This is a genomic window from Cupriavidus sp. SK-3 (genome assembly GCF_000611145.1).
GTDB lineage: Bacteria > Pseudomonadota > Gammaproteobacteria > Burkholderiales > Burkholderiaceae > Cupriavidus.
The window spans coordinates 1-11,803 of sequence record NZ_JFJV02000061.1 but is presented as its reverse complement, the minus strand read 5'-3'; the positions used below and the strand labels follow the sequence as shown (position 1 = coordinate 11,803).

The window sequence follows — 11,803 nt, the reverse complement described above, 5'->3', positions numbered from 1 at the left end:
CCAATCAAGGCGTGTTCGCTGGGCGCTTACCGCCTGATTGCGCTCGAAGTCCTCCGGCGTGATATAGCCTTCGTGATGGTCGGGCAGATGGACGCGCCAGTCCGCCTTGGGTACCGGCTGCACGCGCTGATGGACCTCTCCCTGTGGCGTGATGCGTCGGCGATACTGGTAACGGCCGAAGACATAGATGCCCGCGTACGAGGGATTGCGGATCAAACCGAGCACGCGCTCGTGTCTCAGGCTCCCCCAGATGAGTCGACCTGCCCAGGCACCGCCGTATGCGCGCTTAGGAAAGCGCAGCCCATCTTCGGCAAAGCGCTTGACGACTGCGTATGCGCTGCCGGTCTCTTCAAATAGACGAAATACCAGTTGCACGGCGCCGCGAACCTCGTCATCGGGATCGAGGACGATGCGACCCTCATCGTCATAGCACAAGCCAACTGGCAGCGGAAAGCGCAACTCACCCTTCTGCGCCTTATTGAGCTTGCCGCCTTGGAGGCGCCCGCGCAAAAAGTGAAGTTCGGCCTGTGCCATTGTGCCTTTGAGACCGAGCAGCAGACCGTCGTTGAAGTCGCCCGGATCGTAGCAGCCATCGGCGTCGATGACGAGCGTATGGGTGAGTGCACACAACTCGAGCAGGCGATGCCAGTCCAGATTCGAGCGCGCCAGGCGCGAGACTTCCAGCGCAAACACGGCGCCCACTTGCCCCATCGAGACATCCGCCACCAGCGTCTTGAAGTCCTGGCGGCCGGTCATCTGGGCGCCCGACTGACCGAGGTCCCGGTCCAGGATCCGGATCGATGTGTCCGGCCAACCCAGTGCCAGCGCTTTGTCGCGCAACGCATACTGGCGCTCGGTACTCTCCTGATGATGCCGTACCTGAGCCAGCGTCGACTGGCGGATATAGATGTACGCCGGCTTGCTGTGATGTTGCGGGGTGATCTTGGTGTTCATCGACGGCCTCCTCACTCGGTTCCAGCGCGGACTCGGCGGTGAGCCAAGCCTCGAGCATGTTGGCGATGAGTACGCCGGCTGATTGCGGATCGATGGAGATGGTGAGCGACAGCGGTGCCTGGCTCACCGACGCCCCTCAGAGCGCCTCGCGGCGGCGTAGTAGTTCGCGATTGATCTCGCAGATCTCCTCGATGATCTCGCGGACCCGGTGATAGTTCGTCAAGTGTTCGGAGACTTCGGCGTAATCGGCCTGTGGCACGTAGTCCATTTGCGGTCGGCGCCCGGGGAAACTCACCGATAAGTAGTACTTGGGGCCATGACCGGGGCCGTCGGCGCACTTGCAGCCAGGCTTGCCGCAGCGCTTGTAGCGTTCGATGAGCGAGCCTCGCAAGAGCGTGTCCAATGCCGGCATTTGCTTGAGCAATTGCGCGCGGCGTTTGCGTAGAGTGGACGACGGAATATCTTGCATTGGCGGACCACGTTAAAAACTGGTCTGATAGTAGGTGAACGTGATGCATTGATCAAGCTCCTTTGGATCCTTTGGATGACTTCTTGGAGGACGAAGCGGCAAGCTGGTCGATCAGCGCAATCAGCTCCAGGAGCATGCCCAGATCGAAGCGACACGCAGGGACCTCGCGATCGTCTTCGACGATAGGCGCGCCCCAGTCGGTCCAATCGCGGGCAATGCTGAAGCTGCCGCGCTCTACATGACCCAGCAGCAGTGTGTCGGCGCCCGCCACGCGGCGCGTCTTCAGGACCGGAAAGCGTTGGCCCCGGAGCGGATGAAACGGATGGCGGATCTCAGCCCATCCCAAATGCTCGTTGAGCACTTGTGTAGTTCGCGCTGACCGTCCCGAGCCTGCGGGATCGGATCGTGCAACGGGCAATGTTGATGGCGATGGAGCCGATATGGGAGAGCGATTTCCACCCGGCTTCATATGGCTTTAGGCCTGCCCGTAGCGTACATCACGCGATTCGCGCGGTGAAGCTCCAGCTACAAGACAGCGGTGAACAAAGTACTGCGGGACGTTGGGTTATCGAGGGCGACCTCGCCAGCTACTTTGATACGGTTCATCATCGGCTGCTTATGAAGGGGATTCGCAAGCGGATTGCCGATCAGCGCTTTCTTGCCCTGCTCTGGAAGTTCATCAAGGCAGGTTGTGTTGATCGCGAGCTGTTTCGTGCTGCAAGCGAAGGCGTTCCTCAGGGCGGTGTCATCTCGCCTCTCTTATCCAACATCATGTTGCATGAGTTCGATGCGTGGATGGAACGGAACTACCTGAACAAGAAAGTGCGGAAGGATCGGTGGGCGTGGAACTTCGCAATTCTTAAACAGCGACCCATTGCTGTTCGAGAAAGCCGGCAGTGGAAGCCAGCAGTGGCCTACTGTCGATACGCGGACGACTTTGTGATTGTGGTAAAGGGCACACGCGAACATGCCGAGGCAGTACGCGAAGCATGTCGTGGGTTCCTTGAAGGCGAGTTGAAACTCACGCTGAATATGGAGAAAACCCATATCACGCATGTGAACGACGGCTTTGTCTTCCTCGGCCACCGGATCATTCGCAAGCGTGGGCCACGCGGCAGCATGAGGCCTGTGACGACCATACCGTGGGAGAAGTATCGCGGCTTTGCCGGGAGGCTCGTCAAGCAACTGTCGGGCAACTACGGCATGAACCGGATGGACCTGATGGAAAGCCTGAATCGGCAGATCGTTGGCTGGGCTGCCTTCTATCAATACACCGACTACACAGCCACCATGTTCAAAAAGCTGGACCGATCTGTCTTCTGGAAGTTCGGGTACTGGCTTGCGCGCAAATATAGGCGGGGGTTCCGCTCGCTGATGCGCGACCATGTTCTGGCGCCAGCGCCGGGACAGGCGAAAACATGGGTGTTGGAGGGCCTGAATAGTCGGGGATGGTATGGAGCGGTGGCGCTTCGGCGTCTGGTTACCAGTCGCAAAGGTCGTTTTACCTGGCGCACCCTGATGGAAAATCCGTACATCCTGCGCGGTGAGACACGCCGTACCATCGAGTCGCGCTACCCCGATGTCGCCTTTGCTATGAGCAACACTTGAACGGAGAGCCGGATGCGTTGAGAGGCGCAAGTCCGGTTGTGTGTCCAGCAAAGGCTGGCATGTTCAGCAGGAGATAGACCTGCCGGGGTAAGAGTCAGACGCCCCGTAGCTTGGATAGCAGGGTGGCGGGAAACCAAGACTCTGAAGCCTATCGACGACCGTCTCCTTGGGGGACGCGCGAGTCATTGGGCCGTAATGAAAATGAACGTGGATGTGGCCTCGAAAGTGAAGAGATCCGAGGGCCGAGCCCGCAACCGTGAGGGCGAAGGCAAGATGGGTAGCCGAAAGCTGACCGACACGGCTATCTCACTTCGGCGGGGTGGAAGCGACGGCACGATGACAAGGACATGCTGAGCAACTGGAGAAGCCCTCCTCGCCCCGGCGCGAAATCGCCGGAGCAAGGTAGGCCCTATAACCGGCGAACCCGGGAAGTGGGTCGAAGGCGAGAGGGTGGCGGATGGGTCCGTAGTAGCTGTGAAGCCGGGTAACGCCGGTGGAGCGAAGGGGCCCTGCTGTTTGTAATGTCCTCGACAACATGGGAGGCAAGGACGAGATGACAAAGGCGTCCAGTAGTTTGCAGGACCTGAGGCGGGGAATATACGTCAAGGCGAAGGCTGAACCGTCCTGGCGTTTCTGGGGGTTGTACGTCCATGTCTGCAAGATGGAGACGCTGCGCGAAGCGTATTCGCTGGCCAGAAAGAACAACGGCGCACCGGGTATCGACGGAGTGACGTTCGAGGCCATCGAGGCGCAAGGCGTGGAGTCCTTCCTCGAGCAGATACAGGGCGAACTGATCGAGCGCACCTACGTACCGCTACGGGCGCGGCGGCAGGAGATACCGAAGGACGGGGGCAAGGTCCGTGTCCTGTCGATCCCATCGATCCGCGACCGCGTGGTGCAAGGCGCGCTCAAGCTCATTCTGGAACCGATCTTCGAAGCAGACTTCCAACCGGGGTCATACGGCTATCGTCCGAAGCGGACCGCGCATGAAGCGGTGCATCGGGTGGCGACGGCGATTGTTCAGTGTAAGACCCGCGTTATAGACTTGGATCTGCGCGCCTACTTTGACACCGTGCGGCATCATCTGCTGCTCGACAAGGTGGCTCGCCGAGTCAATGACAACGCGGTCATGCGTTTGCTGAAGCTAATGCTGACGTCATCGGGCAAAGAAGGCGTACCACAGGGTGGGGTGATCTCGCCTCTGCTCAGCAATATCTACCTCACTGAGGTCGACCGAATGCTTGAGCGGGCGAAGGACACCACGCGCAATGGGAAGTACACCTACGTCGAGTATGTCCGTTTCGCTGATGACCTGGTCGTGCTAATCGACGCCCATCCGCGCCATGCATGGCTGCTGGGGGCGGTAAGCCGACGGCTTCGGGAAGAGTTTGCCAAGTTACAGGTCGAGGTCAATGAAGAGAAGAGTCGCACGGTGGATTTGGACTGCGGTGAGAGCTTTGGCTTTCTGGGATTCGACTTCCGTCGATTGCGCAGCATAAAGAGACAGGTGTGGCGAGCGCACTATACGCCCAAGTTGAAGAAACGCACGGCGTTGCTGCGCAAACTCAAGGAGGTGTTCAGGCGATACCAGTCGCAGCCGGTGGATCGGGTGGTGCAACTGATAAATCCGGTGTTACGTGGCTGGGTGAACTACTTCGCTGTTGGACACTCCAGTGAGTGCTTCAGCTTCATCCAGGACTGGGTGGAAAAGAAGGTCAGGCGCCATCTGGGGCGCTCCCGGAATCGTCGAGGCTTCGGCTGGAAGACGTGGAGTAGGCGATGGCTCTATGACGAACTGAAGCTGTTCAACGGCTATCGGGTTCGTCGTCGACCATCGACGAAAGCGGCCCCGGCATGATAGGTCCCATATACCTTGACATGAAGCAAACAGGAAAGCGTAGTGCGGGAAAACCGCATGCTGCGTTTGACGTGGCGGGAGCTGGAAACGTGACTATGGTCGCCGGATTGCGGGCCATCGCGAAAGCGGTGGAATCACCACCGGCACCTGAGGGTGCGCGCGCCAGTTCTCGACCCTACCGGAGAGGAGAGGCAGGGAAATAGTCCGACTACGCCCTGTCTCTTACTCTACTGCCAGCGGAAATCAAGGGCCAGTATTACTACTGGTACATGATGCTGGACGTGTTCAGCCGCAAGATCGTCGGTCACGAAGTGCATCGGGCGGAATCGGCGGAATTGGCGGCGTTGCTCATGCGGCGATCCAGTTTGGCCGAAGGTCTGGCTGGACGTCCTCTGGTTCTGCACTCGGATAACGGCAGTCCAATGAAGGGCGCGACGATGCTGGCCACCCTGGAGAACCTAGGGGTGGTCGCTTCGTTCAGCCGGCCGCGCGTGAGCAATGACAACCCCTACGCCGAGTCGCTGTTCCGGACCTGCAAATATCGGCCGGACTACCCGCGCCAGGCATTCGGCAGCGTGGACGAGGCACGCGCATGGACGCAGCGATTCGTGCGCTGGTACAACCACGAGCACAAGCATAGTGGGCTGAAATTCGTGACACCGGCGCAGCGCCATAGCGGTATATCCGCAGCGGTGCTGGCTCAACGAGAAGCGGTCTATGCAGAGGCTAAGGCCAGAACGCCCGAGCGTTGGTCAGGGTCGACACGGAACTGGAGCTTGGCCGACAAAGTCTGGCTCAATCCGGAACGGATTGAGCCAGCAGAACTAAAGCAGGTTGCGTGAGGTGACGCGACAAGTACGTTGACAAACGCCGTTGGCTCCCTAGACTTGTTATATAGGGGGCGCATTCGCGAATCCCCAGATGGAGCTAATCATGAATACCAAGCTAGCTCTCCTCCGTACGCTCGCGCTCTCATTGCTCGCCCTCGCCTCGGCATGCACGTCGATGGCGCCGATGCAAAGAGCCACTCTCTTCGGAAGCCCTGCACCCGTCTCGACCGCTAGTCGGACCATTAGCCTGACTCCAGGTATGAAATACGTGAACGTGAACTCGGGTGAGACTGTTGCGTTCCAGACTGGTAGCAAGACGGTGGCTTGGACATTCCTAGAATCCATTCATGGCACTTCGGCGCGGATGAGCACCATATTCCCAGACGTCCCGGAAGCTAAGGACACGTGGGTGTATATTGGACGGAGTTCGTTCCTTACTGGCAGTTAAGCAAGCAATCAGTTGAGCATGCGATAGCTGGTACCAACCTCCCTGGGACCAGCCCTTCCCCGCCCCCGCAAGGCTCCTAGGCTGCGGGGGCGCTCTTTCTTTGCCCGCCCCCGGACACAGCCCGAGCTTAAGAGGCCAAATGCCCCCTATCGGTACACCTACCGGCGAGATTCCGATATTTGTTTAGAGCACGTTGCGGCGTCATCGGAAAATAGTGAACGGAAGGCTCCCAATATTACAAATCGATTGCGCAATCATTACGTTTTTATAATCAACGGCGGGGCCTTGTTCGTTGACCTGGACGCAGCGGCAGCGGCAGCGACGGCCGATTGGCTAGTACGCTGGCCCTTGCCATCTTCGCCGATGCCTATAAGCGACGCGCTACCGCCTACTTTGTGTGCATAAGCAGCTTTCGTGATGCCGAAAACGCGGGGATTTGAGCAAGAACGGTGATGGATGCGGGAGAGGTTCCCTCAGGGAGCGTGCACGCACGCGCCTGAGGGAAGATGTCGCCTTTATTGTGTCGAGCAATGAAGGAGACCTCAGCAGTGTGCCATGCCTTGCTACAAACGCCAGCGTTCTTTGCCCTGTTGCGCCGGATCGACGAAGACTTGATGAAGGTGGCACGGGACAGGGGCTGCTGCCATTGCGGCTCTGCACTGCACAGCGCCAACTATCCGCGCAAGCCGCGCGGATGTCCGCCGGCGGCACGGCCGGACTGCGAGACGCGCCTGAGCTTGTGCTGTGCCGAATGCCGCAGGCGCACCGCGCCCAGTTCGGTGCGCTTCCTCGGCCGGCGCGTCTGGCTGGCCATTACCTTGGTGCTGCGATCGAGCGGTACCCATGGCGCCTGCCTGGACGGCCTGCCGGCGATTGGCTGGGCCACGCTCAAGCGTTGGCGTCAGTGGTGGACCGAGACCTTCCCCAACACCCCCACCGGCCGGTGGCTGCGTGGTCTCATACCGCCAACGCCCGAGCCGCTCATCTATCCCGACTGCCTGCTGCAGTCGGTCCAGCGCGACAGCGAGGAGAAGCGCCTGGCCGCGGTATTGCGCCTGCTGCTGGGCCCGGGCCTGACCACGCTGGCTGAGGGATGCGCCAGATAGGAGAATCTCCCGCAGAACTTGTCGATGGCGAGTCACTCGACCTGCCCGTAGCCTGCTCCCGTTATCCACCCCCAACGGGAGAGTCATGTCACTATCGATCGATCATCGCAACCGATGGGCGCGCCTGCGCTTCTCGGTCATCGGCCCTTTGTTGGCTTCGCCGCCTGCCAAAGGGGAATTGCAGCGGGCGTTCCAGACCCTGGCCGCCAAGGTCTGGCGCCATCCGATCACTGGCGCTGACGTTCAGTTCGGTGCGTCCACCATCGAACGCTGGTACTACCGAGCCCGTCATGTTCAGGACCCGGTCGATCAGCTCAAGAACCGCCTGCGCGACGATTGCGGCCACTTCGTCAGCCTGAGCCCGACCATCATCGAGGCACTGGTGGAGCAGTACCGGCAGCATCCCGGCTGGACCATGCAGTTGCACTACGACAACCTGCGCGTCGCGACCAAGGGCGGCCCGGACACATTGCCGTCCTACACTACGGTGTGCCGGTACCTGAAGGCCCAGGGTCTGGTGCGCAAACCGACCCCGCGTTCGAGCACCGATGGTGCCATTGCCGCTGCGGTTCGGCGCGAGGCACGCGAGGTGCGCAGCTACGAGGTCGACCACGTGGCCGCGCTCTGGCACCTGGACTTCCACCATGGCTCACGCAAGGTGCTCACCCCCGACGGGCAGTGGCACAAGCCGCTGTTGCTTTGCATCATGGATGACCATTCGCGGCTGGTCTGCCACCTGCAATGGTTCCTCGACGAGACCACTGCCTCGCTGGTACATGGCGTCTCGCAGGCCATCATGAAGCGGGGCCTGCCGCGAGCGATCATGACCGACAACGGCGCGGCCATGATCGCTGACGAGTTCGTCGATGGCCTGGCGAGCCTGGGCATTCTGCACCAGACTACCTTGCCGTACAGCCCATATCAAAATGCCAAGCAGGAGCGCTTCTGGGGGCAGCTCGAATCCCGGCTGATGGCCATGCTTGAGGGCGAGCCCAACCTGACGCTGGAGCAGTTGAATCTCGCCACGCAGGCCTGGGTCGAGCAGGAATACCACCACAAGGAACACGCCGAACTCGAGGCGACGCCCCTGCAGCGCTACCTGTCCTGCGCCGACGTCTCGCGCCCCAGTCCCCAGGCGCTGGCCTTGCGCCGGGCCTTCCGGATCCGTCAGCATCGCCGCCAGCGCAGAACCGACGGCACCTTCACGCTGGACGGCGTGCGCTTCGAGGTCCCCGGCGCTTACCGTCATCTCGAGCAAGTTTGCCTGAGCTACGCGCGCTGGGACCTCTCCCAGGTCGACTTGGTCGATGGGCGCACCGGGGCGGTCCTGGCCGCCGTGTTCCCGCTGGACAAGTCCGCCCGAGCGGATGGCCGGCGTGCGCAGCTTCAGGCCGCGACCGCCAGCAACGAACCCGCTACGACCGGCACCGCGCCGCTGTTGCGCCAGTTGCTCGCCGAGCACGCCGCCACCGGCCTGCCGCCGGCCTATCTCCCACCCGCCGCACCCACCAAGCTATGAATCAGCCCAACCTGCTGGCCTTGTACGGCCTGAAGTTCAACCCCTTCGCCCAGGACATTCCTGTCGAGGCCGTGTTCGTGCCGCCCAAGCTCGATCACTTCTGTTGGCGCGTCGAGAACGGTCTGGCCCGCGAAGGCGGCTTCGCCATGGTGCATGGCGACCCCGGCTGCGGCAAGAGCGTCACGCTGCGCCTGCTCCATCAGCGCCTGATGCGTGTTCCTGAGCTGATGGTCGGCTCGATCGCTCACCCGCAGAGCAATCTTGCGGACTTCTACCGCGAACTCAGCGACATCTTTACCGTACCGCTCAAGCCCCACAACCGCTGGGGCGGCTTCAAGGCGCTGCGCGAGCGCTGGCTCGCCCACATGGAGACCAGCCGCCGCCGCTGCGTGCTTCTCATCGACGAAGCCCAGGAGATGGCTGTACCGGCCCTCTCGGAGCTGCGCCTGCTCGCGCAGGCACGCTTCGACTCGCAACTACTGCTGTGCGTGGTGCTAGCCGGCGACGCCCGCCTGCCGGAGAAGTTCAGCCGAGAGGACCTGATCCCGCTGGGCAGCCGCATCCGCTGCCGCCTGACGCTGGAGAGCGCAAGCATCGAAGAGCTGCAAGCCTGCCTGGACCACCTACTGGCCGCCGCAGGCAATGCCAGCCTGATGACCGTGCCATTGCGCCAGACCTTGTGTGAACACGCCGCTGGCAATTACCGCATCCTGATGAACCTGGCGGGTGAGCTCCTGGCCCAGGCCGCGCAGCGGGAGCTGCCACAGATCGATGAGAAGCTCTACCTGGAAATTTACACCGCCTCCCAAAGCCGGCGCGCCAAGCGATGAGTGGCGCCGTCCGCCATCGCCGCCACGTCCATCTGCACAACTACGACACCACCATGACCTTCCACCAGCCATCCGGCATCACCCAGGGACTGCCCCTGCTCATCGATGCCAACTGGACGCCCGCACAGGCCTGGGCCGTGATCGAACTACTCGACGATCTGCGCGACCGTCTACTTGCTCACTATCAATTGGCTTTAGCCGAGTGGCTGGCCGAAGATCGACAGGAGCATCCGGATGGACCTGACGACGATCTCGCCGGCAACGACTTCTGATCCGACCACAAGGGGCCCGCCGGGCCCCTTGTTCCATCAGCACTGCGGCTCCACATCTGGAGCCACACTTGATCGCCACGTCCATCAGCATCGCCAGACGACCGGCAACATTGGCGATGGACGGTACCGCAGCAGACCATCATTTACCGCGCTTGCGCATCCATCAAATCTCGTGCTCACGCACACTTTGTTGATAGGCGCCTTAAGAGTCGGAGTTCTGCTGGCGCGCTTTATGACGGCATCGTAATGTTGGCGTCACGCTTATGCGGGCGTCCTCTCTCTACACTACCTTCAAAGGCTTAAGAAGTCGCTCATTAAACAGGAGAACCAAAATGAAGACGTTGAAGAAGGTAGTGCTCTCGGTCGCCACGTTCGCTGCACTTGGTGCCTTTGCTGGAATGGCAAGCGCAGGCATTACATCGCCGCGTGACCCGTTCACCGACGGTGGTCATGCGATGGGGACGCGTGACCCGTTCACCGACGGTGGTCATGCGATGGGGACGCGTGACCCGTTCACCGACGGTGGTCATGCGATGGGGACGCGTGACCCGTTCACCGACGGTGGTCATGCAATGGGGACCCGCGACCCGTTCACGGATGGCGGAAACTAAGCCCGTAATTGATGACGCAGCCGCCACGTGAGCGGCGCGTCTGGGAACTTGCGACGCGGCGGACCTTCAATGGGCTTGAAGGCCCGCCGTCTTGTTGAGGGGGATTGCTATGAGCAGAATTCAATTCTTGGCTGCCGTTTTGTTGGCTCTGGTCACATTGCAGTCGTTTGCGGCACCCACTAGACCGCGGGACTGCGAACCCTACTGCGGCGGTCAGCACCAGACCGACGTAGCCAAGCAAGCTTGAGTCTTATCAAAGCAGCTTCGCTATCGCTTCCATTGGTTTGATACCAACACCAAAGCGAGCAATGCTCTCCCGATGCTCCTGGAGGCTGGTGTAGGGCACGTAGCGGATACCTAGTTCGGAAACCCGGCTGAATGCTGGCCGCGTTAGCTGGGCACGGACGTCCGCTTCGCGGTTGTCGGGTGCGACCAGGAAGAGATGCTTCCTGGCGGATTGGTCGGAACCCAATGCCAAGTCCAGGAGGCGGACGATACCCGAGTATATGGAGGTCGTGTGCTCGACCTCGAAAGCCGCCTCGACCTCGAGCGTGCCAGCATTCAGCCAGACAACATCGATAAGCGGCACAGTGTCACCGCCTGCGACGAGCAGCGAAGTCGGCAGCGAGGTGAGGCATCCCTCGCCTAAGGTTCCCCCGTTGTACGCGCGGCTCTTGTCGTTGGTGGCAATCCAAACGGCGAAGCCCAGCGCCTTACCCAGGTCGCGCAACCAGCCCTGCACCTCAGTATGTGTCGCGTCCTCGGAGCGACCGACTTGCAGTTGTTTGGCAAGCGCCGACGCCTCTTCACGAACCTTTGCCAAATCCTGTTCCCAGGCTGCGACATCGGCAGGGTCTCCCTCCCGAGGCGGTGTCGGGTAGCGTCCCATACCGACATCAAACAGTAATCCAGCCACCGCGCCGAGGTCATTGGACAAGAGGTCGCGATAGCGCTGATTCATGAGGTATTGTCAAATCTGGTGTACGAGGGCTGATCGTGGCCGGTTGTCAGGCGGCGAGTTAAGGCCAGGCCAAGGAAGGTCGCTCGTGACACACAATTGCGCGTGCGCGTCGTGCGGTGACGCACGGTCGCGAAGGTCGACTCAATCGCGTTCGTCGTGCGGATGTGCTGCCAGTGCTAGGCCGGGAAGTCGTAGAACGTCAGCAGGCTGTCTCGATCTTTGGTGAGCACGCCGGTGGCCTTGGGATACTTGGCGCCGTAGATCGTTACAAAGCGATCGAAGGCGGCATAGGCATCGGCCCTGGTGGGCTGCCATCCAAATCGCCTGCAGATCTGCC

10 protein-coding genes and 4 pseudogenes are annotated in these 11,803 nt (G+C 61.0%); 9 read left to right on the top strand and 5 right to left on the bottom strand.

All coding sequences use genetic code 11. From position 1 onward, the window contains the following. The 3 genes from CF70_RS06965 to CF70_RS06955 form a co-directional block, all read right to left on the bottom strand. On the bottom strand, positions 1-954 hold a 954-nt coding region (locus tag CF70_RS06965; protein WP_035862389.1), incomplete at its 3' end, for a recombinase family protein. A 136-nt stretch (positions 955-1,090) separates the two neighbouring features. Continuing rightward, complete coding sequence (locus tag CF70_RS06960) at positions 1,091-1,423, bottom strand: DUF6788 family protein (protein WP_035862386.1); 333 nt, start codon at positions 1,421-1,423, stop codon at positions 1,091-1,093. Between the two features lie 52 nt (positions 1,424-1,475). Next, complete coding sequence (locus CF70_RS06955) at positions 1,476-1,784, bottom strand: DUF5372 family protein (protein WP_035862384.1); 309 nt, start codon at positions 1,782-1,784, stop codon at positions 1,476-1,478. A gap of 14 nt (positions 1,785-1,798) precedes the next feature. Between CF70_RS06955 and CF70_RS06950 the strand changes: the two are divergent. The 9 genes and pseudogenes from CF70_RS06950 to CF70_RS06910 form a co-directional block, all read left to right on the top strand. Continuing rightward, positions 1,799-3,031 (top strand): annotated as a pseudogene (locus tag CF70_RS06950) (reverse transcriptase domain-containing protein); the annotation flags it as partial. Positions 3,032-3,584: 553 nt separating this feature from the next. Further along, positions 3,585-4,889 carry a group II intron reverse transcriptase/maturase gene (gene ltrA / locus CF70_RS06945; RefSeq protein WP_035862382.1) on the top strand — a complete coding sequence of 435 codons (1,305 nt, stop codon included), beginning with the start codon at positions 3,585-3,587 and terminating at the stop codon, positions 4,887-4,889. A gap of 224 nt (positions 4,890-5,113) precedes the next feature. Then, positions 5,114-5,731 (top strand): annotated as a pseudogene (locus CF70_RS06940) (transposase); the annotation flags it as partial. A gap of 79 nt (positions 5,732-5,810) precedes the next feature. After that, complete coding sequence (locus CF70_RS37470) at positions 5,811-6,167, top strand: CzcE family metal-binding protein (RefSeq protein WP_349675099.1); 357 nt, start codon at positions 5,811-5,813, stop codon at positions 6,165-6,167. Between the two features lie 530 nt (positions 6,168-6,697). Next, complete coding sequence (locus CF70_RS06930) at positions 6,698-7,273, top strand: transposase (RefSeq protein ID WP_235184921.1); 576 nt, start codon at positions 6,698-6,700, stop codon at positions 7,271-7,273. A gap of 85 nt (positions 7,274-7,358) precedes the next feature. Further along, on the top strand, positions 7,359-8,792 hold the full coding sequence (locus CF70_RS06925) for a DDE-type integrase/transposase/recombinase (protein WP_035862377.1): 1,434 nt from the start codon (positions 7,359-7,361) through the stop codon (positions 8,790-8,792). Then, the gene (locus CF70_RS06920; protein WP_035862375.1) at positions 8,789-9,622 is read left to right on the top strand and encodes an ExeA family protein; all 834 of its coding nucleotides are present in this window, start codon (positions 8,789-8,791) and stop codon (positions 9,620-9,622) included. The genes CF70_RS06925 and CF70_RS06920 overlap by 4 nt, the downstream gene beginning before the upstream one ends. Next, positions 9,619-9,894: a hypothetical protein gene (locus tag CF70_RS06915; RefSeq protein ID WP_051648103.1), complete on the top strand. Its 276-nt coding sequence runs from the start codon at positions 9,619-9,621 to the stop codon at positions 9,892-9,894. The genes CF70_RS06920 and CF70_RS06915 overlap by 4 nt, the downstream gene beginning before the upstream one ends. 332 nt (positions 9,895-10,226) lie before the next feature. After that, positions 10,227-10,505: a hypothetical protein gene (locus tag CF70_RS06910; RefSeq protein WP_035862372.1), complete on the top strand. Its 279-nt coding sequence runs from the start codon at positions 10,227-10,229 to the stop codon at positions 10,503-10,505. 253 nt (positions 10,506-10,758) lie between these two features. On the opposite strand, the pseudogene CF70_RS06905 reads toward CF70_RS06910, so the two are convergent. Together CF70_RS06905 and CF70_RS34535 are read right to left on the bottom strand one after the other, a co-directional pair. Next, positions 10,759-11,466, bottom strand: a pseudogene (locus tag CF70_RS06905) (type II restriction endonuclease); the annotation flags it as partial. Positions 11,467-11,531: 65 nt separating this feature from the next. Further along, positions 11,532-11,803 (bottom strand): annotated as a pseudogene (locus CF70_RS34535) (transposase); the annotation flags it as partial.